The organism is Sphingomonas prati (assembly GCF_014643515.1).
GTDB lineage: Bacteria > Pseudomonadota > Alphaproteobacteria > Sphingomonadales > Sphingomonadaceae > Sphingomonas_R > Sphingomonas_R prati.
The window spans coordinates 101,132-127,242 of the sequence record NZ_BMJP01000006.1 but is presented as its reverse complement, the minus strand read 5'-3'; the positions used below and the strand labels follow the sequence as shown (position 1 = coordinate 127,242).

General features: G+C 67.6%; 24 protein-coding genes and 1 pseudogene. 13 read left to right on the top strand and 12 right to left on the bottom strand.

The genetic code is table 11. From position 1 onward, the window contains the following. The 3 genes and pseudogenes from IEX50_RS16015 to IEX50_RS16005 all read left to right on the top strand — a co-directional run. Positions 1–852 (top strand): polyprenyl synthetase family protein (locus IEX50_RS16015; protein ID WP_188699509.1); only part of this gene is annotated, 852 nt, incomplete at its 5' end. A gap of 527 nt (positions 853–1,379) precedes the next feature. Next, positions 1,380–1,583, top strand: a pseudogene (locus IEX50_RS16010) (polyprenyl synthetase family protein); the annotation flags it as partial. A 322-nt stretch (positions 1,584–1,905) separates the two neighbouring features. Further along, a complete protein-coding gene (locus tag IEX50_RS16005; protein WP_184075330.1) occupies positions 1,906–2,874 on the top strand; it encodes a hypothetical protein in 969 nt (322 codons plus the stop codon). 77 nt (positions 2,875–2,951) lie between these two features. Here IEX50_RS16005 and IEX50_RS16000 read toward each other — a convergent pair whose 3' ends face one another. Together IEX50_RS16000 and IEX50_RS15995 are read right to left on the bottom strand one after the other, a co-directional pair. Beyond that, positions 2,952–3,359, bottom strand: coding sequence for an acyl-CoA thioesterase (locus IEX50_RS16000; RefSeq protein ID WP_157177687.1), 408 nt, complete (start codon positions 3,357–3,359; stop codon positions 2,952–2,954). A gap of 55 nt (positions 3,360–3,414) precedes the next feature. Then, positions 3,415–3,840 carry a GNAT family N-acetyltransferase gene (locus IEX50_RS15995; protein WP_157177688.1) on the bottom strand — a complete coding sequence of 142 codons (426 nt, stop codon included), beginning with the start codon at positions 3,838–3,840 and terminating at the stop codon, positions 3,415–3,417. A gap of 71 nt (positions 3,841–3,911) precedes the next feature. Between IEX50_RS15995 and hrpB the strand changes: the two genes are divergently transcribed. Next, positions 3,912–6,374, top strand: coding sequence for an ATP-dependent helicase HrpB (gene hrpB / locus IEX50_RS15990; RefSeq protein ID WP_157177689.1), 2,463 nt, complete (start codon positions 3,912–3,914; stop codon positions 6,372–6,374). Positions 6,375–6,531: 157 nt separating this feature from the next. Continuing rightward, positions 6,532–6,813, top strand: coding sequence for an ETC complex I subunit (locus IEX50_RS15985; RefSeq protein WP_157177690.1), 282 nt, complete (start codon positions 6,532–6,534; stop codon positions 6,811–6,813). Positions 6,814–7,162: 349 nt separating this feature from the next. On the opposite strand, the gene IEX50_RS15980 is transcribed toward IEX50_RS15985, so the two are convergent. Then, the gene (locus tag IEX50_RS15980; protein ID WP_157177691.1) at positions 7,163–7,768 is read right to left on the bottom strand and encodes a TIGR02466 family protein; all 606 of its coding nucleotides are present in this window, start codon (positions 7,766–7,768) and stop codon (positions 7,163–7,165) included. 270 nt (positions 7,769–8,038) lie between these two features. Here IEX50_RS15980 and IEX50_RS15975 point away from each other — a divergent pair, with 270 nt between their 5' ends. The 5 genes from IEX50_RS15975 to dnaA all read left to right on the top strand — a co-directional run bounded on the left by IEX50_RS15975 (position 8,039) and on the right by dnaA (position 14,482). Then, on the top strand, positions 8,039–9,136 hold the full coding sequence (locus IEX50_RS15975; protein WP_157177692.1) for a glycosyl transferase: 1,098 nt from the start codon (positions 8,039–8,041) through the stop codon (positions 9,134–9,136). A 150-nt stretch (positions 9,137–9,286) separates the two neighbouring features. Continuing rightward, a complete protein-coding gene (gene uvrC, locus IEX50_RS15970) occupies positions 9,287–11,209 on the top strand; it encodes an excinuclease ABC subunit UvrC (protein ID WP_157177693.1) in 1,923 nt (640 codons plus the stop codon). Positions 11,210–11,375: 166 nt separating this feature from the next. After that, complete coding sequence (mutM, locus tag IEX50_RS15965) at positions 11,376–12,188, top strand: bifunctional DNA-formamidopyrimidine glycosylase/DNA-(apurinic or apyrimidinic site) lyase (RefSeq protein WP_157177694.1); 813 nt, start codon at positions 11,376–11,378, stop codon at positions 12,186–12,188. Between the two features lie 124 nt (positions 12,189–12,312). Further along, positions 12,313–12,576: a 30S ribosomal protein S20 gene (gene rpsT, locus IEX50_RS15960; RefSeq protein ID WP_157177695.1), complete on the top strand. Its 264-nt coding sequence runs from the start codon at positions 12,313–12,315 to the stop codon at positions 12,574–12,576. Between the two features lie 499 nt (positions 12,577–13,075). Beyond that, a complete protein-coding gene (gene dnaA / locus IEX50_RS15955; RefSeq protein WP_157177791.1) occupies positions 13,076–14,482 on the top strand; it encodes a chromosomal replication initiator protein DnaA in 1,407 nt (468 codons plus the stop codon). 225 nt (positions 14,483–14,707) lie between these two features. Here the strand turns inward: dnaA and IEX50_RS15950 are convergent, their stop codons facing one another. From IEX50_RS15950 to trpS, 3 genes are all read right to left on the bottom strand, one after another. Further along, on the bottom strand, positions 14,708–15,307 hold the full coding sequence (locus IEX50_RS15950; RefSeq protein WP_229674112.1) for an energy transducer TonB: 600 nt from the start codon (positions 15,305–15,307) through the stop codon (positions 14,708–14,710). Between the two features lie 256 nt (positions 15,308–15,563). Next, positions 15,564–16,277 (bottom strand): DUF4136 domain-containing protein, encoded by a 714-nt coding sequence (locus tag IEX50_RS15945; protein WP_157177697.1) that lies wholly within the window; start codon positions 16,275–16,277, stop codon positions 15,564–15,566. 350 nt (positions 16,278–16,627) lie between these two features. Then, the gene (trpS, locus tag IEX50_RS15940; RefSeq protein WP_157177792.1) at positions 16,628–17,626 is read right to left on the bottom strand and encodes a tryptophan--tRNA ligase; all 999 of its coding nucleotides are present in this window, start codon (positions 17,624–17,626) and stop codon (positions 16,628–16,630) included. 324 nt (positions 17,627–17,950) lie between these two features. Between trpS and IEX50_RS15935 the strand changes: the two genes are divergently transcribed. After that, positions 17,951–19,102, top strand: coding sequence for a tetratricopeptide repeat protein (locus IEX50_RS15935; RefSeq protein WP_157177698.1), 1,152 nt, complete (start codon positions 17,951–17,953; stop codon positions 19,100–19,102). 36 nt (positions 19,103–19,138) lie between these two features. On the opposite strand, the gene IEX50_RS15930 is transcribed toward IEX50_RS15935, so the two are convergent. The 5 genes from IEX50_RS15930 to IEX50_RS15910 form a co-directional block, all read right to left on the bottom strand. Continuing rightward, on the bottom strand, positions 19,139–19,315 hold the full coding sequence (locus tag IEX50_RS15930) for a hypothetical protein (protein ID WP_157177699.1): 177 nt from the start codon (positions 19,313–19,315) through the stop codon (positions 19,139–19,141). A 203-nt stretch (positions 19,316–19,518) separates the two neighbouring features. Beyond that, on the bottom strand, positions 19,519–19,938 hold the full coding sequence (locus IEX50_RS15925) for a hypothetical protein (protein ID WP_157177700.1): 420 nt from the start codon (positions 19,936–19,938) through the stop codon (positions 19,519–19,521). Positions 19,939–20,112: 174 nt separating this feature from the next. After that, positions 20,113–21,711, bottom strand: coding sequence for a murein biosynthesis integral membrane protein MurJ (murJ, locus tag IEX50_RS15920; protein WP_157177701.1), 1,599 nt, complete (start codon positions 21,709–21,711; stop codon positions 20,113–20,115). Between the two features lie 409 nt (positions 21,712–22,120). Beyond that, positions 22,121–22,627 carry a protein-export chaperone SecB gene (gene secB / locus IEX50_RS15915; protein WP_157177702.1) on the bottom strand — a complete coding sequence of 169 codons (507 nt, stop codon included), beginning with the start codon at positions 22,625–22,627 and terminating at the stop codon, positions 22,121–22,123. Between the two features lie 127 nt (positions 22,628–22,754). Further along, entirely contained in the window at positions 22,755–23,558 is an 804-nt protein-coding gene (locus IEX50_RS15910) for a class I SAM-dependent methyltransferase (RefSeq protein WP_157177703.1), read from the bottom strand. Positions 23,559–23,616: 58 nt separating this feature from the next. Between IEX50_RS15910 and IEX50_RS15905 the strand changes: the two genes are divergently transcribed. Then, positions 23,617–23,802, top strand: a complete 186-nt coding sequence (locus IEX50_RS15905; protein ID WP_157177704.1) for a hypothetical protein — start codon at positions 23,617–23,619, stop codon at positions 23,800–23,802. A gap of 113 nt (positions 23,803–23,915) precedes the next feature. On the opposite strand, the gene IEX50_RS15900 is transcribed toward IEX50_RS15905, so the two are convergent. Beyond that, on the bottom strand, positions 23,916–25,415 hold the full coding sequence (locus IEX50_RS15900) for a TadA family conjugal transfer-associated ATPase (protein WP_157177705.1): 1,500 nt from the start codon (positions 25,413–25,415) through the stop codon (positions 23,916–23,918). A gap of 113 nt (positions 25,416–25,528) precedes the next feature. Here IEX50_RS15900 and IEX50_RS15895 point away from each other — a divergent pair, with 113 nt between their 5' ends. Further along, positions 25,529–26,041, top strand: a complete 513-nt coding sequence (locus tag IEX50_RS15895) for a GNAT family N-acetyltransferase (protein ID WP_229674111.1) — start codon at positions 25,529–25,531, stop codon at positions 26,039–26,041. The last annotated feature ends 70 nt before the right edge of the window (positions 26,042–26,111 follow it).

Sequence of the window (26,111 nt, the reverse complement as noted above, 5' to 3'; positions counted from 1 at the left end):
GGCGGGGGCAAGCGGATGCGGCCGATGCTGACCCTGGCGTGTGCGCGGCTGCTCGAATATCCCGGCACGCGGCATCACATGCTGGCGGCGGCGGTGGAGTTCATCCACACCGCGACGCTGCTGCACGACGATGTGGTTGACGGGTCGGGCCAGCGGCGGGGGAAGCGGACCGCGAACATGATCTGGGGCAACGGGCCGAGCGTGCTGGTGGGGGACTTCCTGCTGAGCCGTGGCTTCGAGCTGATGGTCGAGGACGGCAGCTTGCGGGTGCTCAAGATCCTGAGCCATGCGTCAGCGGTGATCGCGGAGGGCGAGGTCGAGCAGTTGTCGGCGCAGCGCCGGGTCGAGACGGCCGAGGCGCAGTATCTGAAGATCATCGATGCCAAGACCGCGGCGTTGTTCGCGGCCGCCTGCCGGATCGCGGCGGTGGTGGCGGAGCGCGATGCGGGGGTCGAGGCGGCGCTCGATAATTACGGGCGGTATCTGGGGATCGCGTTCCAGCTGGTCGACGATGCGATGGACTATGCGTCGGACGCGGCGGTGATGGGCAAGGACACGGGCGACGACTTCCGCGACGGGAAGGTGACGTTGCCGGTGATCCTGGCATTTGCGCGTGGCACGCCCGAGGACCGCAAGTTCTGGCGCGATGCGATGGAGGGACGGCGGGTGTCCGATGCGGACCTGTCGCACGCCACGACGTTGCTGCACGACACGAACGCGATTGCCGACACGGTGGCGCGGGCGCGGCATTATGGGCAGCGGGCGATCGACGCGCTGTCGGGCATCGGAAGTGGGCCGGCGCGGGCGGCGCTGGTGGAAGCGGTCGAGTTCGCGATTTCGCGGGCTTATTGAGGGGCGTCACTGCCTCCCACCGTTGCAATACCCCGGCGGATGCCGGGTCCAGACTTGAGTGTTTCGTCCAGTGTGGACCGTCGCGGAAGGACCGATAGCAGCGGTGATGAGCGGCAGATCCACGAGCCGCACGTTGTTGCATCATGCGCGCCCGAAGCCAGCAGTCCCCATCGGTTCCCCGGCGCAGGCCGGGGCCTAGGCGGGGCGGTTACGTCTAGTCCCCGGCCTTGGCCGGGGAACTGACCGCGAAGGCGCAGTGCGACTCACACCAGAGCGTGATTCGCCTCTCACGTCTCCAACCCCCAGCCCGTCAACCACCTCCACAGCCCCCGCAAACCGGCATTCTGAGCCGGTTCCACTCCCTTCTGCCACAAAACTGCAATTTGATATTGACCCCCGTCGTTGGTCCGCCTAGAAGCTTTCTTGTCAGCGGCGCTTCACCGGAAACGGGATGAGGCGCTGAGGCAATCCTGGATCGCTTATGTGATCACCCAGAACCGAGAGGTTAGGGGAGGTAGGANCGCGATGCGATGGAGGGACGGCGGGTGTCCGATGCGGACCTGTCGCACGCCACGACGTTGCTGCACGACACGAACGCGATTGCCGACACGGTGGCGCGGGCGCGGCATTATGGGCAGCGGGCGATCGATGCGCTGTCGGGCATCGGGAGCGGTCCGGCGCGGGCGGCGCTGGTCGAGGCTGTCGAGTTCGCCATTTCGCGGGCTTACTAAGAGCATCCCTCTTACGTTCGCCGGCGGAGGCCAGGGTCTGGACGCGGCCGTTTCACCCAGGCCTCGGCCTGCACTGGGGAACTACGGCAGGCAGCGGACCCGAGCGGGCGCAAGAACCGCACTGATTTCAAGCGTTTTTGTGTCGTTCTATGTCAAAAATGACACAATCCGCGGCATGACGATGCTGGCGGCATACATTTAAGTCAGTTATCAGTTTTCTTGAGAGGCGAGCAGGGGTCGGCTTCAGATTATGCGGGTATTGGGAGGGACCGCGGCGGCGGGGGTCGCCGACGCGGCGTTTGCAATGCCAGCGGGAATGGCGATGCGGTATGATCGCCCGGCGGAGACGCTGGCGGACTGCATCACCGGCTACACAGTCTATCATGCCGACAGTCAGGACGCGCTGTCCGACTGCTTCCTACCGGCACCGGTGATGCTGTGCATCTTCGTCGAGGCGGGGCGGGTGACCGCGAAGATCGGCAACCACCTGTTCGATCCACTACCCAAGATCGCCCTGATCGGCCCGACAACGCGCGCGCTGCACGTTACGACGCGCGGCGGGACGATGGTGGGGATCGGGATCAGCGCGACCGGATGGGCGCGGATGACGGAGACGCCCGCGATCCGCGTGCATAACCGGATCGTGCCCGCCGATACGGTGCTGAACCCCACGGCGGTGGAGGCGCTGGCCCGGCAGATCGCGGCGTTGCCGGACGATCGCGGGGTGAAGCCGTTGCTTGATGCGCAGTTGCCGACGCTGCTGCGGCCTATGCCGAACGGGGCGAAGGGCGGGCATATGCCGCTGATCACGCGGCTGACCGCGCTGGCGACGACGGACCGCGAGATTGACGTCGCGCAGATCGCCCGGGAGATGGCGGTCCCCGAGGCGCAGCTGCGCCGCTTGTCACGGAGCTATTTTGGGATGCCGCCGAAGCTGCTGCTGCGCCGGGCGCGGTTCCTGCGGTCGTTCGTCCGGCTGTTCGCAAGCGGGGACATCGCCGACAGTCGACGGCTGGACCCGAGCTATTTCGACATGTCGCATTATCTGCGCGATGCGAATGCGTTCCTGGGCACGACACCGCGACGCTTCCTGGCGAATGCGTCGCCGTTCCTGTCGGCCAGCATCCGTGCGCGGATGGCGGTGCTCGGCGCGGCGACGCAGGCGTTGCACCCGCCGGGCGGGGTGCGGATGGAGGAGACCAAAGATATCGTCCAGCCGGCTAGTTCGAGTTCGAACGATTGCTTGGACGGGGTGCTGCGCAGCATTGAGCCTGAAGAAGCGTTGGGGTGATTCTGCCTCCAGCGACCGCGAGCCGTTCGACGGCAGGCGGTCGGGGCCGGGCATCGCGACATCCCCGCGCCGCGCGATCAGTCGCGTGGCGGGTAGAAATGTTCGATAACGCTGTCGGTCAGGCGCGCGGGGCGGAGCGTTTCTGCGTCGAGGCAGCACCAGCTGGAGCGGACCTCGGCCAGCACATCCTCGCCGCGGCGGATGATCGTTTCGTAGAAGGCGCGCGCGCCCTGGACCTTTTCGAGGAGGACGGTGGCGATCACCTCGTCATCGAGGAAGGCGGGTTTGCGGTAGGTGATCTCGTGCTTCAGCGCGACCCAGAGGTGACTGGCGACGGCATCGGCGGGGGCGAGGCGTTGCCAGTGGCTGATCACGGCAGCCTGCACCCATTTCAGGTAACTGGCATTGTTGACATGCCCCATGAAATCGATGTCGGCGGGATCGATGCCGATGGGAAAGCTGTGCGGGATGGCTGTACTGGTCACGCTGTCAGCTATAGCAGGTCGGCGGGGCGGCGGCGATGGCTGTCTTGCGGTCGGATCAATCGCTTAGCCGCTTCATGAGGAAGTGGCGCGCGCCGCCGATCGGATGGTCGGCGATCGTGCCGAAGACGGTGTAGCCGAGCTTCTCGTAGAAACCGCGCGCCTGGAAATCGAACGTGTCGAGCCAGACGCCGATGCAGCCGCGGTCGCGGGCGATCGCTTCGGCCTGTTGCATCAGTTCCGTGCCCACGCCCTGGCCGCGGAGTGCGTCGGGGACGACGAGATATTCGACGAACAGCCAGTCGTAGCCGGTCTTGCCCCAGAGGCCGCCGATGGTCTCGCCCTGCTCGTCCGTGACGACGAGAGCGACCGGAAGGTGCTGCGTGGCTGGCGCGTGCGCGGCGTTGTAGGCGCGCAGGGGAGCGAGGATCGCGTCGCGGTCTGCGTCGGTCGGGGTGTCGGGGGTGACGATGCGGTGGGTCATGACCGCGAGATACGCAGCGGGCGGGGCCGGTGCAATTGGCGGCGCGGGCGCGTGGTGGCTATGGTCGGGGGATGAGTGACCTGCCGATCCATGCCGTGCTGCCCGATATCCTGTCCGCGTTGCGAGCGGGGCCTTCGCTGGTGCTGGTGGCGCCGCCGGGGGCGGGCAAGACGACCGCGGTGGCGCCGGCGTTGCTGGGCGAGGACTGGTGCGGGGGTGAGATCCTGCTGCTGTCCCCGCGGCGGCTGGCTGCGCGGGCGGCGGCGGAGCGGATGGCGATGCTGGCGGGTGAGCCGGTGGGGCAGACGATCGGTTACGCGACGCGGATGGACAGCAAGCGGTCCGCCGCCACGCGGGTGACGGTGCTGACCGAGGGGATCTTTCGCAACCGGATCCTGGCCGATCCGGAGCTGGCGGGGGTGTCGGCCGTGCTGTTCGACGAGGTGCACGAGCGCAATCTGGACAGCGATTTCGGGCTGGCGCTGGCGCTGGACGTGCAGGGGGCGCTGCGGCCGGACCTGCGGCTGGTGGCGATGTCGGCGACGCTGGACGGGGCGCGGTTTTCCGCGATGATGGGCGACGCGCCGGTGATCGAGAGTGCGGGGCGGAACTGGCCGTTGACGCTGCGCCATGTCGGGCGGGATGCGGCGTTGCGCGTCGAGGATGCGGTGGCGGGGGTGATCCGCGATGCGCTGGCCGAGAGCGAGGGCGGCGTGCTGGCGTTCCTGCCGGGGGTGGCGGAGATCGAGCGGACGGCGGAGCGGCTGGTGCGGCTGCCGGCGGACGTGGTTGTCTACAAGCTGCACGGGACGCTGGATGCGGGGGAGCAGCGGGCGGCGATCGGCCCGGCGGCGGCGGGGGTGCGCAAGGTGGTGCTGGCGACGGCGATTGCCGAAACGAGCCTGACGCTCGACGGGATCCGGATCGTGGTGGACAGCGGGCTCGCGCGCCGGCCGCGCTACGACCGGGCGGCGGGGATGACGCGGCTGTCGACCGAGCGGGTGAGCCAGGCGGCGGCGACGCAGCGCGCGGGGCGTGCGGCGCGGCAGGGGCCGGGCGTGGCGTACCGGTTGTGGGAGACGGCGGCGACGGGCGGGCTGCCGCGGTTCGATCCGCCGGAGATTTTGGAGGCGGATTTGTCCGCTTTGGTGCTCGATTGCGCGTTGTGGGGCGAGCTGGAGCCGGCGCGGTTGCGCTGGCTGGATGCGCCGCCGGTGGCTGCGGTGGCGGAGGCGCGCGGACGGCTGCGCGGGCTGGGCGCGGTCGGTGCGGACGGGCGGGCGACGGATCATGGGCGCGCGATCGCGAAGCTGCCGCTGCCGCCGCGGCTGGCGCATATGCTGGTGGTGGCGGCTGGGCGCGGGTGGGCTCCCGTGGCGGCGGAGGTGGCGGTGTTGCTCGGCGAGCGGGGGCTTGGCGGCGCGGATGTCGATGTGGCGGCGCGGGTGCGGCGCTGGCGCGGGGAGCGGGGTGGTCGGGCGGAGGCGGCGCGCGGGTTGGCGCGGCGGTGGGCCGGGGCGGTTGGTGGGGCTCGGGGTGCTGGCAATTCGGACGACGCCGCGGACGTTGTCGGCGCGTGTCTCGCCTTGGCGTTTCCGGACCGCGTCGCGCGGCGGCGGGGGGCGGATGGGGCGGAGTGGGCTTCGGTCGGCGGGCGGGGGTTTCGGCTGGATCCGATGTCTCCGTTGGCGCAGGCGGAGTGGCTGGCGGTGGGCGAGGTGCAGGGGGTTGCGGCGGGGGCGCGCATCCTGTCCGCGGCAGCGATCGATCGGGAGATGGTGGAGACGCTGTTCGGCGAGCGGATCGAGACGCGCCGGACGGTGACGTTCGATCCGGCGACGGGCGGCGTGGCGGCGTTGCGCGAGCGGCGGCTGGGGGCGATCCGGCTGACGTCCGGGCCGGACGAGGCGCGCGATCCGGAGGCGGTGGCGGCGGCGTTGCTGGAGGGGGTGCGGGCGCATGGGCTGGACCTGCTGCCGTGGAGCGAGGGCGCGCGGGCGTTGCAGGCGCGGGTGGCGTATGCGCGTGCGGGCGGGGCGTTGGAGTTGCCCGCGGTCGATGATGCGGCGTTGCTTGTGTCGTTGGACGAGTGGTTGCCGGGGTTGCTCATGGGCAAGCGGCGCTTGGATGCGTTGGCCGCGGGTACGGTGGAGCAGGCCTTGTCGGCGATGCTGGGGTGGGCGGGGACGCAGTTGCTGGACCGGGTGGCGCCGGCGGCGTTCCGGTCGCCGGCGGGGAGTTCTCATGCGATCGACTATGGCGCGGACGGTGGCCCGGCGGTGACGGTGCGGGTGCAGGCCTTGTACGGGCTGGCGGTGCATCCGGTGGCGGCGGGGGTGCCGCTGGTGCTGCGGCTGACGTCGCCGGCGGGGCGGCCGATCCAGACCACGCGGGACCTGCCGGGGTTCTGGGCGGGAAGCTGGGTCGCGGTGGCGCGCGAGATGCGCGGGCGGTATCCGCGGCATCCGTGGCCGGAGGATCCGGCTGGGGCGGATCCGACTTTGCGGACGAAGCGGGCGGATGCGCGGCGGTGAGGGTGGGTTTGTGGTCGGGGTTGCGCGGAGTTCTCGACAGGCTCGAACTGAACGGGGTGGGAGAAGGCTAACCTGTTTTGCCGACTCGCCTGCGGCCTTGACGGGGAAACGTCGGGCGGGGCATGGCTTTCGGGACTAAGAGGCGAATGGACGGACCATGGGCAAGGCGCGGATCTATCAGCGGGCGAAGAGCGCCATGTCTTCGGGCCTGGCGCGGACCGGGCAGTGGGTGCTGGAACATGAGCCGGCCGAGCGCAAGGTGCCGGATCCGTTGACCGGCTGGGCCGGGTCGGGCGATACCAATGGGCAGATCAGTTTGACCTTTCCGACGCTGGAGGCGGCTCAGGCTTATGCGGCGCGGAACGGGTTGGAGACGACGATCATTCCGATGCAGCCACGGAAGCTGAAGCTGCAGGCTTATTCGGACAATTTTCAGTAGGATTTGTGGGGCTGCGGGCTGGTTTCCGCGACTTCCCCAACTCAGGTCCGTTTGGTTCGAGCCTGTCGAGAACTCCGCGCAGGGTTCTCGACAGGCTCGAACCGAACGGATTTATGTAGCATTTCCGCCTCTGAATTTAGTCTGATCCCTGCGAGGACTTGGTAAGTCCCCGGAGGCATCTCGCGGGAAGCTGTTGGCTTCTCGGCTTCGCTCGAAGGGTCCCTCGACTTCGCTCGGGATGGACGGTGTTTTGTAATTAGGTTCTGTTCCCCGGCGAAGGCCGGGGCCTTGGTGGAAGCGTTTCACCTAGGCCCCGGCCTTCGCCGGGGAACTGTTCTGAGGTTGAGCATCAACGCCGGTAGTTGAAGCTCACGCTGATCCGTTCGGACTTGGCGGTGCCGGGGGCCACTTCGTGGCGGAGCCAGCTTTCCCAGAGGAAGATGCTGCCGGGGGCGGGGTGGGCGTAGACGAAGGTCTGGCTGTCTCCGGGGGCGGCGTCGGTGCGTTGCGGGGCGGCCATCATCATGGGAAGGCGGGGGTCCTCCAGCTTGAGCGGGCCGGCGCCGGGCGGGACGGCGATGTAGACCGTGCCGGACACGACGCTGCCCGGATGGAGGTGGCCGCTGTGCATGCCGGCGGGTTTCAGGACGTTGACCCAGAGGCTGTCGAGTTTCAGCTTTCGCCCGCCGAGATCCATGAATGATTCGGTGGCGAAGCGCTGGACGTGAGCGTCGAGCTTGCGCTTCAGGTCGGCGAAGGCGGGGTCGCGCATCGGCAGATCGTCGAGCGAGGCGTAGCTGGTGTAGCCGGGATAGCCCTTCGCCTTGCACCAGGCGCGCCCGGCGCGGTCGTCCTGCGCCAGCGTGCGGCAGCTGTGGTCGAGGTCCTCGAGGAGGGCGTCGTCGGCGAGGGCGCCTTCGTAAAAGCGCGTGGCGAAGAGGCTGCGTGTGGTCATCGCCAAGCTGGAAGCATGGCGCGGGGGTGTGGAGCAAGGGGTTTGGTTGTTGTTGCTGCATGCACTTCCGTCCCCACCCCGTTTGGTTCGAGCCTGTCGAGAACTTTGCGCGGGGTTCTCGACAGGCTCGAACTGAACGGCGTTTGGGTTTGGGGTTGGGGTGTTCTCGACAGGCTCGAACCGAACGGGGGTGCAGGAGTGGCTTTGGATGTCGCTGGCGCCCCGGCCCGGCGATGCGTTAGGTGGAGGGACACAGGGGAGCGCAACGACTTGACCGAGCGGCCGATCAGTTTCTTCATTCACCATCAGGGGCGCGGGCATGCGAACCGGGCGCGGGCGATCATTTCGGAGATGAGCCCGGCGCGGCGGGTGACGGTGATGACGGCGAAGCCTTCGCTGTTCGACGGGTATGACCGGCCGATCGAGATCGTGGAACTGCCCGACATGATCGGGGCGCCGGTGCCGACGACGGAGCTGTTCGCGGAGGCGACGCCGGACGTGATGCACTGCGTTCCGCTGGGGGTCGAGAAGACGCGGCGGACGATGCGGACAATCATCGACCATCTGGACGATGCGGACCCGACCTTGTTCGTGATCGACGTGTCGGCGGAGCTGGGGTTGCTTGCGCGGATCGCGAGCGTCCCGGCGGTGACGGTCCGGATGCATGGCGACCGGATGGATCCGGGGCATCTGGGGGCGTATCAGGCGTGTGTCGGGATGTTGGCGCCCTATGACGCGGCGATCGAGCAGGACGATTATCCGGCCTGGGCGCGGGCGCGGACCTGCTACACGGGTGGGCTGTGTACGACGCTGGCGCCGGTGTTGGACAAGGCGGCGGCGCGGGCGAAGCTGGGGCTGGACCCGACACAGGACATCATCGTGGTGCTGACCGGCGGGGGCGGGGCGGGGACGCCCTATGCGCCGCTGACGATGGCGGCGCGCGCATTGCCCGATACGCTGTGGCTGGTGCTGGGGCCGGTGCACCGCGAGGGGCACGAGACCGATTTCGGCAATCTGCGCGAGCTGGGCTGGGTGCCGGACGTGACCGATCACCTGGCGGCGGCGGACGTGGTGATCGCGTCGGCCGGAGATAACACGGTGCACGAGATCGCGCGGGTGGGGCGGCCTTATCTGTGCGCGCCGGAGTGGCGCTATTTCGACGAGCAGCTGCGCAAGTCGGAGCGGTTGGGCGATGTGGGCGCGGCGGTGGCGTTGCCGAACTGGCCGGGGTCGAATGCGCGGTGGCGGGAGGTTGTCGCCGAGGCGCGGCGGCTGGATGTGGGGCGGTTGCAGGCTTTGTACGATCCTGGGGCGGCGAAGCGGGCGGCGGGGTATCTGGAGGGGGTTTCTGATCGGTTGTGGGGTTAGGCTTGGTTTGGGGTTCTTCTTAACCCCTCCCCTGAAGGAGAGGGGCTTGCTTGGGTTCTCGATCAGCTCGTTGCCTTACCCCGACCTGTTCCTGACCCGCACTTCTCCCCGGGGCTTCCCGTTTCGTTCCGGGGTCACTAGATCGCGGGGGTGAGCGATACGACCAGCACCGACCGTTTCAACGAGGAGAAATCCGCCTTTACCGTCCGGGGGAGCGATGCGCCCGATATCGAGGCGGGGGTGGCGGCGATCCGGAACGTGTTGTCGACGCTGCCGCTGCGCCCCGGCGTGTACCGGATGCAGGACGCCAAGGGCGACGTGCTGTATGTCGGCAAGGCGAAGGCGCTGAAGAACCGCGTCGGCAATTACGTGCAGGTGTCGCGCCTGCCGAAACGCATCGCGCGAATGGTGGCGCAGACGCGGTCGATGACGATCGTGACGACCAACACGGAGTCGGAGGCGCTGCTGCTGGAGGCGCAGCTGATCAAGCGGTACCGGCCGCCGTACAATGTCTTGCTGCGCGACGATAAGAGTTTCCCGTTCATCCTGCTGCGCGAGGATCATGCGTTTCCGCGGGTGCAGAAGCATCGCGGGGCGCGGCGTGCGGTGGGGCAATATTATGGGCCGTTCGCCAGTGCGGGGTCCGTCACGCGCACGCTGAACGCGTTGCAGAAGCTGTTCCTGCTCAGGTCCTGCACCGACAGTTTCTTCGCCAACCGGTCGCGGCCGTGCCTGCTGCACCAGATCAAGCGTTGCTCTGCGCCGTGCGTCGATCGGATCGCGAAGGAAGACTATGCCGAGCTGGTGAGCGACGCGAAGGCGTTTCTGGGCGGCAAGTCGACCCAGGTGCAGAAGAAGCTGGGCGAGCAGATGTCGGTCGCCGCGGAGGCGATGGATTACGAGCTGGCGACGATCCTGCGCGATCGGTTGCGTGCGCTGACGTTCATCCAGGGGACGCAGGCGATCAACGCGGAGGGGATTGGCGATGCGGATGTCTTCGCGCTGGCCAACCGGTCGGGCGTGATGGGAATCCAGGCGTTCTTCATCCGCGGCGGGCAGAATTGGGGGCATCGCAGCTTCTTTCCCGCGCATACCGCAGAGGTACCGGAGGACGAGGTGCTGGCCGGGTTCCTGATGCAATTTTACGAGGAAGTGCCGCCGCCGAAGCTGGTGCTGCTCGACCGCGTGTTGCCGGAAGCGGTGCTGATCGAGGCGGCGCTGACCGAGAAGGCGGAGCGCAAGGTGCAGCTGAAGCAGCCGCAGCGCGGCGACCAGGTGAAGCTGGTCGCGCAGGCGAGCCGCAACGCGATCGAGGCGCTCGACCGGCGGCTGGCCGAGTCGACGACGCAGGGGAAATTGCTGTCCGAGGTGGCGGACCTGTTCGAGCTGGAGGCGCCGCCGGGGCGCATCGAGGTGTACGACAACAGCCACATCATGGGCACCAACATGGTCGGCGCGATGATCGTCGCGGGGCCGGAGGGGTTCCGGAAAGGTGCCTACCGCAAGTTCAACATCAAGCGGCCGGAGACCGCGGCGGGCGACGATTTCGCGATGATGCGCGAGGTGCTGGAGCGCCGTTTTGCGCGGCTGGAGAAGGAGGACCCCGAGCGGACGAGCGGCGAGTGGCCGGACCTGCTGCTGATCGACGGCGGCAAGGGGCAGCTGTCCGCGGTCTGCGCGGTGCTGGAGGAGATGGGGGTGCAGGACGTGCCCGTCGTCGGGATCAGCAAGGGGCCGGACCGGAACGCGGGGCGCGAGCATTTCCACATGCCGGGCGGGCGCGAGTCGATGTTGCCGCTCAATTCGCCGGTGCTGTTCTTCCTGCAACGGTTGCGGGATGAGGCGCATCGGTTCGCGATCGGCGCGCACCGGGCGAAGCGGGCGAAGGCGTTCACCGCGAACCCGCTGGACGACGTCCCGGGGATCGGCCCGGCGCGGAAGAAGGCGCTCCTGATGCATTTCGGGACGGCGAAGGCGGTGCGCGGAGCGGCGCTGGAGGATCTGCAGCGGGCGCCGGGGGTGTCCGCGGCGATGGCGCGGGCGATCCATGATCATTTTCATGCTGGGGGGTGAGGTGAGCACCACTCCGTTCGGTTCGAGCCTGTCGAGAAGGCTGCGCTAAGTTCTCGACAGGCTCGAACCGAACGGGTTTGGGTTTGGGGTGGGGCGGGTTCTCGACAGGCTCGAACCGAACGGTGCTGGAGTTGTGTGTTGGGGGCCGCGACCATATCTCCCGCGCATGCCTGAATTGCCAGAAGTCGAGACGACCGTGCGGGGTCTGCGCCCTGTGCTTGAAGGAGCGCGGCTGACACTGGTGGAGCCGCGGCGGGCGGATATCCGGCGGGCGATCCCGGTCGATCTGCGGCAGCGGATGACGGGGGCGGTGGTGACGGGGCTGGGGCGGCGCGCGAAGTACGGGCTGGTCGCGACGGACCGCGGCGATACGATGATCTTCCATCTGGGCATGTCGGGGCGCTGGCGGATCGATCCGGGCGAGGTGGGGAAGCATGACCATCTGGTGCTGGAGACGGACGCAGGGCGGCGGCTGGCGCTGAACGATGCGCGACGGTTCGGGTCGATCGACCTGGTGCGGACCGACGCGGTGGAGGCGTTTCCGGCGTTCGCGGCGCTGGGGCCGGAGCCGTTGGGGGCGGAGTTCAACCGCGCGTATCTGAGCGCGAAGCTCGCCGGGCGGGCGGGGCCGATCAAGGCGCTGCTGCTCGATCAGCGGATCGTGGCGGGGCTGGGCAATATCTATGTGTGCGAGGCGCTGAACATGGCGGGGATCGCGCCGTCGAGTGCGGGGGGTGCCATCGGGCCGCGGCGGTTGGGGCGGCTGATCGATGCGGTGCGTGCGGTGCTGCTGTCGGCGATCGACGCGGGCGGATCGACGTTGCGCGACTATGCGCAGCCGGACGGCAATCTGGGCTATTTCAGCACGCAGTTCCGGGTCTATGGCCGGACCGGCGAGGCGTGCCCGTGCGGCGGCGTGGTGGAACGCCGTGCGGAGGGCGGGCGATCGACCTTCTGGTGCCGGAAATGCCAGCGGTAATAGCGGCGCCGAAAAGGGGGGCCGCGGTTGACCCTGTCATGGAATCGCAGTAGGGAACGCGCCTTCCCGGAGCGGGCCTGCGCCTGCGCCGCTTAAACCTTTTGCCTGTCGAGGACTGATTTCTATGGCGAACACGCCACAAGCCAAGAAGCGTATCCGTCGCAACGAGCGTCGCGCCGAAATCAACGGCGCACGCGTGAGCCGGATCCGGACGTTCGTGAAGAAGGTCGAACTGGCGCTGGCGACGGGCGACAAGGATGCGGCCGCGACCGCGCTGCTGGCGGCTCAGCCGGAAATGATGCGTGGCGTGTCGAAGGGCGTGCTGCACAAGAACACCGTGTCGCGCAAGATTTCGCGCCTGACCAAGCGCGTCGCCGCTCTGGCCTGAACCGCCGGTCGACCGCCACCATTCTGGTGGCTTCAGACTAAAGAAAAATGCCCGGTGACCGACAGGTCGCCGGGTTTTTTTGCGTCCATAGAAACCGCGGATTTGCGTGGGTCGGGCGTTGATTCGTTTGGAACGTTATGGCAACGACCGGAAAATAGTCGTTCCAGAACAAAGACCTGCACAGATCGGAACGCATTTCCGCGGGCTTTGGCTGTCAATCGGTTTATTTCCGTTCAATGACAATAAGCGGGATTGATCGCGGTCCGTCGCTGTCCCTAGAAAGGGCTCTGCCGCGGGGCGACTCTCCCCGTCGGCGGCAAACAGTCTTGGTGATCCGGACTCCGGTCGGCGACCTCTCATGGTTGCCGGATCGGGAGCGTGCGACCTCTTTCGAGGGCGGCGCAGCTATGCCCGTTCGGGCATGCGGATCGACCGAGGCGGTCACGTCGCCGCCATCGGGGTGGGCGCGGACGAGGGGGAGACGGGCGTGGCAGTTGCAATGGAGGCGATCGACGATGTTGCCGCCGGGATGTCCCCGGTCGAGGCCGCATGGATCGCCGTCCGCGATATGCTTCGCCGGTCGTTGGGTGCGCGCACGTTCGACGGCTGGCTGAAGCCGCTGGGGCTGGACGGGTTCGACGACGACAGCGGCGTTGTGACGCTGGCCGCACCATCCGATTTCATGGCGAGCTGGGTCGCGACGCATTTCGCCGACCAGCTGCGCGCGAGCTGGCGCGCGGTCCTGCCGCACGTGACCGAAGTGCGCGTCGCGGCGCGCAGCGAATCAGTCCGGCTGGCGAGCTTCGGCGCGGACACCCCGTCCGCGATCGAGCCGACGGTACCCGTTGCGGTTGTCGAAGCGGCAGCCCCGCTGGCGATGATCGGGACGCCGCTGGAGGCGCGCTACACGTTCGACAGCTTCGTGGTCGGGAAGGCCAACGAGGTGGCGTACAACGCGGCGCGGACGCTGGCGCTGGGTGGGCCGGTGACGTTCAACCCGCTGTTCCTGCATGGCGGCACGGGGCTGGGCAAGACCCACCTGATGCACGCGATCGGCCAGGATTATCTGGCGCGGCATCCGGACGCGCGCGTGATCTACATGTCCGCCGAAAAGTTCATGTTCGAATTCGTGTCCGCGATGCGCGCGAAGGACACGCTGACGTTCAAGGCGCGGCTGCGGTCGGCCGACCTGCTGATGATCGACGACGTGCAGTTCATCGCCGGCAAGGATTCGACGCAGGAAGAATTCTTCCACACGATGAACGAGATCATCTCGGCCGGGCGCCGGTTGATCATCACCGCGGATCGTAGCCCGCAGGACCTGGAAGGGATCGAGAGCCGGATCCTGTCGCGGCTGGGCTGGGGCCTGGTCGCCGACGTGAACCCGGCCGATTTCGAGCTGCGGCTGAACATCATCGACAAGAAGCTGGAGGGCATGACCGGTGCCACCGTGCCGGCCGACGTCGCGATGTTCCTGGCCAAGCGGATCAGCGCGAACGTCCGCGAGCTGGAAGGCGCGCTGAACCGCGTGGTCGCCTATGCGACATTGCTCGGCCGGACGATCGACATGGATTTCGCGCAGGAGACGCTGGCCGACCTGCTGCGCGCCAACCAGCGGCGGATCACCATCGAGGAGATCCAGCGTCGCGTGTCGGACCATTACCGCATCCGTCAGACCGAGATGTCGAGTGCGCGGCGCGCGCGTGAAGTGGCGCGGCCGCGGCAGGTGGCGATGTACCTGTCGAAGCAGCTGACGCCGCGCTCGCTGCCCGAGATCGGCCGGCGGTTCGGCGGGCGCGATCACACGACGGTGATCCACGCGGTCAAGCAGATCGAGAAGCTGCGCGCGCAGGATGCGGAACTTGATGCCGACGTGCGGCTGCTGATCCGGCAGCTGGAGGGCTGAGACCGGGGGGCCGGCGTCGGGATTGGCCGGCGTCGAGAGTGGACCGATCTGGGTCCTGGACCGCTGCGGACTGCGTTCCGATCGGTTTCGATATGATGTGGGCGCCTTGGCTCTGCTTGACGGCGCTCGGACTGGACGGGTGGGCGACGGAGAACGATGGTTGACCGGATGTGTCAGGTGTCAGCGGGCCAGGCGGGATGATCCGATCAAGCCACGAGCGGTCGTTCAACGCTGACGCAGGTCCGCGCTGATGACAAAGGTGAGGCGTGACGGCACGGCCTTGCCTCGAGTGTCCCGCATCGGATTGCCGTCTTCGTTGCCGCCGATCTCAGCGCAGAGGTTCTTTCCCATCTCGTCGAGGATGGCGACGAGTTCGGCAGCATTCGACTTAGTCTTGGTGGATCGGCAGGCGGCGACGGCACCCTTGTCGTCCATGTCGACGTCGATCTTCACCGCAACCGACATCGCGCGCGGCACCCAGTCGGCGCCGGGCGTCCCGTCCTGCGGCAGCTTCCACGCGATGCGGCGCCTGTCGGTGGTTGCGACCGGGCGGCCCTTGCTATCGGCCGCGGGGCGATACCGTGCACGGTGGCGGACCAGCGTGCAGGTGGTGAGATCGAGCAGCGGCGATCCGCTCGATTCAACGACCGCGCAGTCGTCGACGCGGCCTTCCCCGGTGATGTGCAGCCGTACCAGCGCGGCGCCTTCCTGCGCCTGCTGGACGGCGATCGGGGGATAGTCGGCGGTCTGTACCCAGGCGGCGGGATCGATGGGCTGCGCGACAGCGACCGAGAGATTGACGGGTGACGGGAGCGCCGCGAGCATCGCCAATATCGCCGTTTGCATCGATTAGTCCCCCTTGATTGCCCCTTGCCGTCATGGCCGGTGACCGGGCCCGTGTCGAGGCGGCCATGCCAGGGCAAGGCTGGGATTTGGGGCGTTGTTGCGGATCGTTCTTTAGCGAAAGTCGATCACGGCCTTCGCCGGGATGACAGCCGTTCTGGTCCCGCCGCTTTCGCGCGCATACAGAAAAGCCCCGGCCTTGCGGTCGGGGCTTTGTCTGTCGCGCTGCGCTTGGGCCTTAGCGGCGGTTGCGGTTGCGGTCGCGGATGGTGGCCGGGCGGTTGTCCTCGGGGATGGTGATGCGGACTTCCTCGCCCGAGCGGCCGGGGAAGGCGGTGAACATCGCTTCGACAAGGTTCGGGACGATCGCGGGCAGGCTGTCAGTGCGCGAACGGGCGCGGGCCTTGCCCTCGAACAGACGCTCTCCATCGGCGGTGCGGCTGATCTGCATGTCGAGGAAGCTGGTGAAGTAGGTGTAGCTCTGGACGTTGTTGAAGCCGCCGCCGAAGAACGGATCGCCATAGCCATAGAAGAAAGGCGAACCAAAGCCGTAGCGGCCGTAGCCGAACCGGCCGAAGCCGCCATAGCCGAGGCCGCCATAACCGAACCCGCCACCGCCGAAGCCACCGCCGAAACCGGGGGTGGACACGACCTTCTCATTGCCGTTGTCGACGCCGTAGTCGAGCGAGACGACGAGCGTCGCAGCCGCCGGGCTGGCGGCCGGGCGATACCCCTGCCGGCCGAGTTCCTGCGTCACGTAGCCGGCATATTGCGCGAATTCGAGACCGCCGCGCTTGTTGGGGTCGAGCGCCTGGACGTAGAAGCTCTGCCCGGCCGGGGCGGGCATCCGCTGGTAGCGCGAGACGTCCGCCGCGAACGGCGTGGCGCAGGCACTGAGCGCGAGCAGCGAGAGCGGGGCGGCGAGGGTAAGGACGGTGCGGCGAAGCGACATGGGTGTGACCTTCTGGCGGGCGGACTTCTAGGCAGTTGGCCCGCAATATAGGGCGTTTTGCCTGAACGGGGATTGAACGATCCGATCCGCGGATTCGTTGCCTAGGCTTGATGTGCGCCCGTGGGGGACGCGGTTCGGGGCGCAAACCCGGCGCTGGGCCGGGGTTTGCATCTACTTTCAACGATATGGGGGGTCGTTTCGCGTTTCCCAGCGGACGAATCAACTTTGCCTGCAGATCGGCCGCGATGAGGGCCGCGACACGCCTGGCAGGTTGGAGCAGCGGTTGGCCGTCTCGGCTGCGCGCGACGGGGTCCCTCGACTTCGTTCGGGATGGACGGTTTCGTTGCTTTTTAAAGGCCCAGTGCGCTGTACGCGGCGGCTAGGGTCGGGGCGGCCAGCGTGCGGGCGCGGGCTGCGCCGTCGGCGAGGAGGCGGTCGAGTTCGGCGGGGTCGGCGCGGAAGGTGAGCAGGCGGTCGCGGATCGGCGACAGCGTTTCGACGGCGAGATCGGCGAGCGCGGGCTTGAAGCTGCCGAAGCCCTGGCCGGCGTGGGTAGCAAGGACCTGGTCGGGGGTGACGCCGGCGAGCGCGGCGTAGATGCCGACGAGGTTGCGCGCCTCGGGCCGGTCGGCGAGTTCGGCGGCGGTCGCGGGGAGCGCGTCGGCGTCGGACTTTGCCTTGCGGATCTTTGCGGCGATCGTGTCGGCATCGTCGGTCAGCGCGATGCGGCTGGCGTCGGACGGGTCGGACTTCGACATCTTTGCGGTCCCGTCGCGCAACGACATGATGCGCGCGGCGGCGGGCGGGATGATCGGGTCGGGCAGCGTGAACAGGTCGGTGCCGGTGTCGGCGTTGAACTTCGTCGCGATGTCGCGCGCCAGTTCGAGATGCTGTTTCTGGTCGTCGCCGACGGGGACGTGCGTCGCCTGGTACAGCAGGACATCGGCGGCCTGGAGCACGGGGTAGGCGAACAGCCCGACCGAGGCGCCCTCGCGGTTCTTGCCGGACTTTTCCTTGAACTGCGTCATGCGGTTCAGCCAGCCGATCCGCGCGGTGCCGTTGAGCAGCCAGGACAGCTCGGCATGGGCGGGGACATGGCGCTGGCGGAACAGGATCGCGCGCGCGGGGTCGATGCCGCAGGCGATGATCGTGGCGGCCATCTCGCGGATGTTGGCGGCGAGCATGGCCGGATCGTTGTGCACGGTGATCGCGTGGAGATCGGCCAGGAAGAACAGGCATTCGCCGTCCGCCGGCATCTCGTCCTGCATCCGCACCCAGTTGCGGATCGCCCCCAGATAGTTGCCGAGGTGGAGGTTTCCGGTGGGCTGGATGCCCGAGACGATACGCATGGCCATGCGGCGGGCCTTCGCCGAGGGCGGGGGCGGCGTCAAGCGTGGGGTTGGGGGGCGGGGGACGCTCGGCTGCGACTCCGGTCACGTCGCAAATGGTGGCTGACCTCTAGATAGCGACTAGATAGCGACGTTCGAATGCAGAATTCTGGTCCTTCGGGGCATCCGTTCGTCAGACGTGATCTGTCCCCTGTCGGCATCTGTGCGCAACAGTGTTGAAATGGGCTTTCACAAAATGCCCGCGTCGAAGTATAATCGGCCCAGCGGCCGAAGATGTTGGTGTTGAACCGGATTCCCGATACAGTTGTCGGCAGGGAGAGACCGATGATCGCATTGTTGATCTTGCAACTGGTCCCGGGTTTGACGACAGGTGTGGAGCCACAGGCCGATATCTTGGTTACCGCCAAGCTTTTGAACGAGACTTATGCCAAGTGCCTGAATCGCCAATGTACGCCGGTCCAGGATGCCCAGGTGATGATCGCGGTTGCAGAGCAGCGATTACGTGAGGGCAAGTATGTATTGGCCAAGGAGATGCTGGCAAAGTCGGTCGCGCGAAACCGGAAGTTCGAGAAGACGTTCCCCCGATCGCTGGCAGCGCTGTACAATGCCTACGGAACCGTTGCGTTTCACGAGGGAGACACCGAGCAGTTCCAGCGTGCGACATCACGCCAGGTGGGGGTGCTCCGTCGCAACCTTCCGCGGACCGATCCCTCCGTCGTCTACGCGACCATCCAGGTAGGTGACATGTGGGTCAAGCTGAAGCGTGCCCGCTCGGCGGAGACCAGCTACGCCGCAGCCGAGAAGGAGGCCCGGGAACAGGGGCAGGGTGTCGCGGCACTGGCGGCATCGCTGCGGCGCGTGTCGTTGATGACAGCGACAGGCCGCATGGAACAGGCCGAGACGTTGCTAGCCGCGGTCGAGCAGGATCCGCAGGCGAATGAGCCCGCCATCCGAACCGGCGTGCAAGTCGCCCGCGCAAGGCTTGGCATGAAACGCGGGAATGGTGGCAACGTCGATAGCCTGGTGAACGGCATCGCGCCGGCGGCAGACGGAGAACCGGTGCTCGTCCAGGCGCCCGCCCTGTCCGAGTCGGCAGCGGATCACGCAAAGGAAACGGCACGGCGGTTCCTGACCCGAACGCCCGGCGACGACATTCCCTCGGGTATTGAGTGGGTCGATGTTGGTTTTCGGGTCAGGCCAGATGGCAAGACGGACCAGATTGCCGTGTTGCGAGGCACGCTGCCAACATCCCTGACGCGCGATATCGTCGCCAAGATTGCCGCCCGCCGCTATGCCGCGAGCAGCACAGACACGGCTGGAGCGAATGCCAATCGTCTGGAGCGCTACACCTATCGCGGAACCTACCGAGTGCCGATCAACAGCCGCATTCGGCGGCGCTGGGGGGCGGCGGACATGACCGTGCTCGATCTCTCCGACACCCCGCCACCCGCGAGCGAGGGAAAGCCCGCGCCTTAGGATCTGGTACCAAGTCCTGCCAATTCATGGCAGCAGCTACTTTCGCAATCGCTTCAGCTCCGCGAGCGAGAAGGCGCGGAAGAGGAAGGCGGCGGCGGCGTAGGTGAGCGTGCCGGCGGCGATAAGGACGGTAAGGGCGGCGGCGCGGATCGGGATGGGGCCGACAGTATAGGGATCGATCAACGGGTTGAGGAGGAGCAGCGCAGCGCCCATCGCGACACTGGCGGCGCCGAGAGCGGGGGGGGGGGGGGCAGCGTCTAGAACCGCCCTGTCGATCGGATGGCTGCCCTGGTGCGTCGAGGTGCGCCATGTCCCGACGCATCTGTGGTGGACCGGCGGATCAGCCGCGGGTTCGATAGCAATCGATCGAAGATCGGCGTGCGGGCGGTGTTACCCCACCGCACTCCGCAACTGACCTACTGGACGGTGACCTGGCTTGCCTCGCGCACCAGGACCGAGTGCTGGTAGCGGTTCATGCTGTGCGGACGGCCGCTGACGGTGTTCGCGATCGGGACGTTCCGGATCTGGCCGCGAACCGTGACGCGCTTTCCGATCAGCATCGTTTCCGGTTTGGCACCAAGGCGCTTCTCCAGGCTTTTGGCAGCGGCGGGCGTCAGGTGGAATGTCACGTTATCGGGCGACCGATAGTCCGAGGTCGAGTTGAGATAGAGGGCGTTGGGTCGACGTTCCGCCGCGGCGACGTTCATGGCGAATACGCCGGTCGTGCCGCGTTCCGGATGCGCGTTGGCGATCGCGATGGCCTCTGCGGGAGACTTCGGCACCATGTCCTGCGGGACGCTTGTCGCAGCAAGGGCCAAAGCAGTCAAAATGATCATGACGATTTCCTATGTGGCGTGGCCCATCGAATATGACGATAGCTGACATAGTTTTGTGACGTTATTCTTATCGTGTCCTGCTAGGGAATTGGCGAGCCCGCTTGCTTATTTCCGGCGACTTGCGATGGCGAAGTCCAGACGTTCGCGCTCGGCTCGACCGGTGGAATGGCGCGATCAACCCCGTTTCCGCAATCCCTTCAGCTCCGCGAGCGAGAAAGCGCGGAAGAGGAAGGCGGCGGCGGCGTAGGTGAGCGTGCCGGCGGCGATGAGGGCAGTGAGGGCGGCGGCGCGGATTGGGATGGGGCCGGCGGTGTAGGGGTCGATCAGCGGGTTGAGGAGGAGCAGGACGGCGCCCATCGCGACGCTGGCGGCGCCGAGGCGCACGGTGCGACGGGCGAGCTGCGCGTCGACCGCGAAGTGATTGCGGCGGCGGAGCGTGATGTAGAGCATCGCGACGTTCAGCCACGCGGCGGCGGCGGTCGAGAAGGCCAAGCCGACATAGCCGAGCGGCGTCAGGAACACGAAGCCGAGGTTGAGCGCGAGGTTGGCGACCATCGCGATCATCGCGATCCGCACGGGGGTGCGCGTGTCCGACCGGGCGTAGAAGCCGGGGGTGAGGACCTTGATGAGGATGTAGGCGGGCAGGCCGAACGAGAAGGCGGTGAGCGCGGCCGCGCAGCCTTCGGTCGCCTCCGCGGTGAAGCGCAGCCCCTGGAACAGGCCGCGGACGAGCGGGGTGGCGGACAGCATGAGCGCGACGGTGGCGGGGAGCGTCAGGAGCAGCGAGAGCTCAATCGCGCGGTTCTGGGTGTGGACGGCGGCGCCGTCGTTGCCCGAGCCGATCTGGCGCGAGAGCGCGGGGAGGATGGCGGTGCCGACGCCGATGCCGATCAGGCCGAGCGGGAGCTGGTTCAGGCGGTCGGCGTAGTAAAGGTAGGAGACCGCGCCTTCGCCGAGGAAGCCGGAGGCAAGCATCGTCGAGATCATGAGGTTGAACTGGACCGCGCCGGCGCCGATCGCGGCGGGCCAGATGATGACGAGGAGCTTGCGGACCTGGGGGGTGAGCTGCGGACGCTTGAGGCGGAGCACGATGCCGGCGCGGCGGCAGGACCAGATGAGCCAGGCGAGTTGTGCCACGCCGGAGACGTTGACGGCGATCGCCTGCGTCCGTGCGGTGTCGATGCCGGTCGCGCCGCGGAAGAAGATGAGCCCGGCGATCATGCAGAGGTTGAGCAGGACGGGCGCGGCGGCATTGACCCAGAAGCGGCCGAGCGAATTGAGGATGCCGCCGAGCAGCGACACGAGCGAGATGAGCATGAGGTAGGGAAAGGTGATGCGCGTGAGCTCGGTGGCGAGCGCGAGCTTCTCCGCGCCGCCGCTTTCGCGAAACCCGAAGGTGATCGCCCAGACGACGGGGCCGGGGACGAGCATGACGAGCGTGGTGAACACCGCGAGGAACGGGAACAGGACGGACAGCACGTCCTCGGCAAAGCGGCGGCCGGCGGGAAGGCCGTCCTGGCCGTTCGTTTCGCCCTCTGCACCCCGTTCTGCTTCCGCGATGGTGCGGTTGAACATGGGGACGAAGGCGGAGGCGAACGCGCCCTCCGCAAACAGCGCGCGGAACAGGTTGGGGAGCCGCCACGCGACGAGGAACGCATCCGACGCGAAGCCCGCACCGACGAACCTTGCCATCAGCACATCGCGCACGAGGCCGAGGATCCGGCTGATCAGCGTGAAGCCGCCGATGGTCGCGGTGTTGCGGACGAGGCTCATGCGGGGTTCCTCATTTCCGGGCGGTGGGGCGGTGTGTCGCGCTGCGAGGTGGTCGGCAGCGTGTCTCGATTGGTTGCCGCGCTCGGTCAACCGGTTCGCAGGGCCGCGCGTGGCTCATGTGCGATGACACCGGGGCGGGGGAGAAGCGGGATCCCGGATCAGGTCCGGGATGACGGGCTTCTTCTCCTTAGCACCTCCCCTTCAGGAGTGTCAGGTGAACCGCTTTGCGGTTCAGGTCAGGCCGGGGGCCTGACCGACCTGACACTGGGTTGGGGTGGGGCTGACCTCGTCATCGTCGTGACGTCAAGGGTGCGGGGCTGTTGCCCCCACCCCCACCCCCAACCCCCTCCCCTGAAGGAGAGGGGGCTTGCTTTGGTTCGCGGGCAGCGCGTTAGGCGCCCGCAAACCCTCAGGCGTGGCCGATGGGCTGGCCCTGGCCGTCGGTGGCGCCCTGCTGCTGCGAGAGGTAGAGCGCCGCGAAGTCGATCGGCTCGAGCATCAGCGGGGGGAAGTTGCCGTCGCGGGTGGCGTCGGCGACGATGCGGCGCGCGAAGGGGAAGAGGAGGCGCGGGGCCTCGGCGAGCAGGAAGGGCTGCATCTGGTCGTCGGGGACGTTGCGGATGCCGAACAGGCCGGCATAGCTCAGCTCGATCGCGAACGCGGTCTGGTCCTCGACCGATGCCTTGGCCTCGATCTTGAGGATGACCTCGTAGATGTCTTCGCCGACGGTGTTGGAGCCGATGTTGAACTGTACGTCGATCCGCGGCTGGGCCTGCTGCTGGTAGATCATCGGCGCGTTCGGGTTCTCGAACGAGAAGTCCTTCACATATTGCGCGATCACGCCGACCTGCGGCGCGGTGTCGTCCCCGGCGAACATTGGGGTGTCGGCGTCGGTCATGCCTTCGTTCTCGGCCATGTCATGTTCCTGATCGGGGAGGGGAAAGGCCGGGCGATAGCGGTCCGGCGCGAGGGGAGCAAGCCTGTCGCCGGCCCGGACGCGCCCGGAAGCGTGGGGCGTCCGGGCCGGCGACGGGCGGCGCGGATCAGCGGCGGGGCTTGACGAATTTGAGCGTCATGCGGTCGCTTTCAGCGATCGCGGCATATTTCGCGCGGTCGGTGTCACCCTCGGCATAGTTGGGTGGCAGGGTCCAGACGCCCTTTGGATAGTCGGCCTTGTCCTTCGGGTTCGCGTTGACCTCGCTTTCGCCGGCCAGGCGGAAGCCGGCGGCCTGGGCGAGGGCCACGACGGTGGTGCGCTTCAGGTAGCCGCTGGTCTTCTCGTCGGTGGCGGGGCGGGCGGCGGGCAGGCGATGTTCGACGATGCCGAGCGTGCCGCCGGGCTTGAGCATGGCGAACCAGGCCTTGAACGCACCCGCGGCGTTGGCCCCGCCGCCCATCGTCAGGTTGTGGATGTTGCGGAAGGTGAGCACGACGTCGGCGCTGTTGGCGGGGACGGTGGAGGTGCCGGCGGCGGCGTCCATCGTCGCCACCGTGGCGGCCGGGCCGACCGCAGCGCGTTTGGCGGTGAGCATCTTGGTGGCGGAGTCGGCGCCCTTGGCGGAGCCGACGAGCGCGATGTAGCGACCCTTGCCGTTGACGAGGGGCCCCAGGATTTCGGTGTACCAGCCACCGGCGGGTGAGAATTCGACGATCGTGTCGGTCGGTTTCACGCCGAAGAAGGCGAGCGTCTGCGCCGGGTGGCGGTAGCGGTCGCGCGCGAGGTTGGCGGGGCTTCGGGTGGGGGCGGCGACGGCGGCCTTGATCGCGGCGGAGGGCGCCTGCGCCGGGAGCGCCGCGGGGGCGACGAGCGCGGTGGCGGCGGCGAGGCAGAGGAAATGGTGGCGCAAGACGGCTCTCCGGTTCTAGTTCTTCTTAGGGCGCGACTATTGCGGCGGGGAGACGGGGTTGCAAGACTTGCTTCTATGGGCGGCGGGGGCGGCCGTACTGGTCGCGGTGGCGGCGGGCGTGATGGAACGGGTGCGGCAGCGGCGGCGGCATGTCGCGGGGGTCGGCTGGATGCCGTGGAGCGGTGTGACGGTGGCTGCGCTGTTCGTGGCGGCGATGTGTCTGGGGGTGGGGTTGAGGGGGTAGGTGGAACTGGTCGTCATCCCGGACTTGATCCGGGATCCCGCTTCTCGGCGCCGCGCGTGAAGGTTAGCGGGGCCCCGGATCAAGTCCGGGGCGACGGCTGAAGAGCCGGTACTTTACAGGCAACTCTCGAGATATGGCTGGTCGAAGCCGAACTGGCGGGCCTTGTCGAGCGTGTAGGGGCGGAGGCCCATGGCGCGGTATTCGCCCTGGATCATGCCGTCGCTGCCTTCGTCCATGAATTCGAACTTGAACAGTTCCTGCGTGACGATGACCGGGCCTTCCATGCCGATGACCTCGGTGATGTTGGTGATGCGGCGCGAGCCGTCGCGGAGGCGCTTCACCTGGATGATGAGGTCGACCGAATCGGCGATCTGGCGGCTGATCGCTTCCTTGGGCACCTTGATGTCGGACATCAGCACCATGTTCTCCATGCGGGCGAGCGCCTCGCGCGGGCTGTTGCTGTGGAGCGTGCACATCGAGCCGTCATGGCCGGTGTTCATGGCGGCCAGCATGTCGAAACATTCCGGCCCGCGGATTTCGCCCAGGATGATGCGGTCGGGCCGCATGCGGAGCGCGTTGACGACGAGGTCGCGGATCGTGATCGCGCCCTTGCCCTCCAGGTTCGGCGGGCGGGTTTCGAGCGGGAGCCAGTGCGGCTGCTGCAGCCGGAGTTCGGCGGCGTCCTCGATCGTGATGACGCGTTCGCCGGGGTCGATCATCTTGGACAGCGCGTTCAGCATCGTCGTCTTGCCCGAGCCGGTGCCGCCCGAGATGATGATGTTGAACCGCGATGCGCCCGCGATCTTGAGCGCGGTGGCCATCTTGGTCGACATCGATCCGCCGCTGGCCATCATGTCGAGCGTGATCGGCTTGGCGGAGAATTTACGGATCGAGATGGCGGTGCCGCGGAGCGACAGCGGCGGCACGATGACGTTGACGCGCGAGCCGTCGGCGAGGCGGGCGTCGGCGAGCGGCGTGGTCTGGTCGACGCGGCGGCCGACCTTCGACACGATGCGCTGCGCGATCTGGAACAGATGTTCCTCGTCGCGGAACACGACGGGGGCGATGGTGAGCCGGCCCTTCTTTTCGATATAGACCTGGTTCGGGCCGTTCACCATGATGTCGGTGATAAGCGGATCAGCGAGCAGTTCCTCGAGCGGCCCGAGGCCGAGCAGTTCGTCGACGAGCACTTTCTCCAGCGCGAACTGTTCGCGGCGGTTGAGCGTGATCTTGAGATCGGCCAGCACCTCGCCGATGATCGGGCGGAATTCTTCGGCAAGCTCGTCCTTGGTCAGCGTCGCGGCGGCCTCCGGGTCGACGCGTTCGAGCAGGCGGGGGAGGACCTGTTCCTTGATCTTGTGGACCGACGCCTCAAACCCCTCGGGCTTGTTGCTCCCGGCCTCGCCCGACGCCGCCTGACGATCGGCGAGGCGGGTCATCGCGTCGGACAGCGGGATCTCGCTGCCGGGCTCCGCGCCGGGGAGCGTGTCGAGCGAGGGGAATTGCGTGCCGGCGTCGATCGGCGTGCCGACGGATTGCATGGGACGCGCCACCCCGAAGGCGGGGCGTGAGCCTGCGCCGCCCGATCCGCTGCGCCGTCCGAATGCACTCATGCCGATCGTCCTCGTCGAGCACGGACATACACGCCGTGCCTGCTATGGCGGCAGGGTTAGCGGGCGAGGTTTTACAATTCGCTAACCGTGCAGGCGAAAGGATGAGGATGGACGTGACGATACGGGCCGCGGGGGCGGGCGATGCGGATGCGCTGGCGCTGGTCGGGGGCGCGACGTTCCTGGAAAGCTATGCTTGGATGATCCCGGCGGCGGACCTGCAGGCGCATGTGGCCGCACGGCATGCGGCGGGGGTGTATGCCGCCTGGCTAGCGGATGCGGGGTCGCGGGTGTTCGCGGCGACGGCGCCGCTGGGGGCGGTGATGGGCTATGCGGTGCTGACGGCGCCGGCCTTGCCGGCGGACTGTGTTCTCGACGGCGATGTGGAGTTGCGGCGGATCTACCTGATGGGGATCGCGCAGGGGCGGGGATCGGGGGCTGCGCTGATGGCGGCGGTGCTCGACGGCGCCCGCGATATGGGGGCGGCGCGGGTGACGCTGGGCGTACACGGCGGCAATGCGCGGGCGATCGGGTTTTACGGGCGGATGGGGTTCGCCCCGATCGGGGGGCGGACGTTTACGGTCGGGGAGCAGGTCTATGATGATCTGGTGATGGGGCGGGGGGTTTGAGGGCCTCCTGCGCCTCACCTCCGTTTGGTTCGGGCTTGTCGGGAACTACGCGGCGTTCTCGACAGGCTCG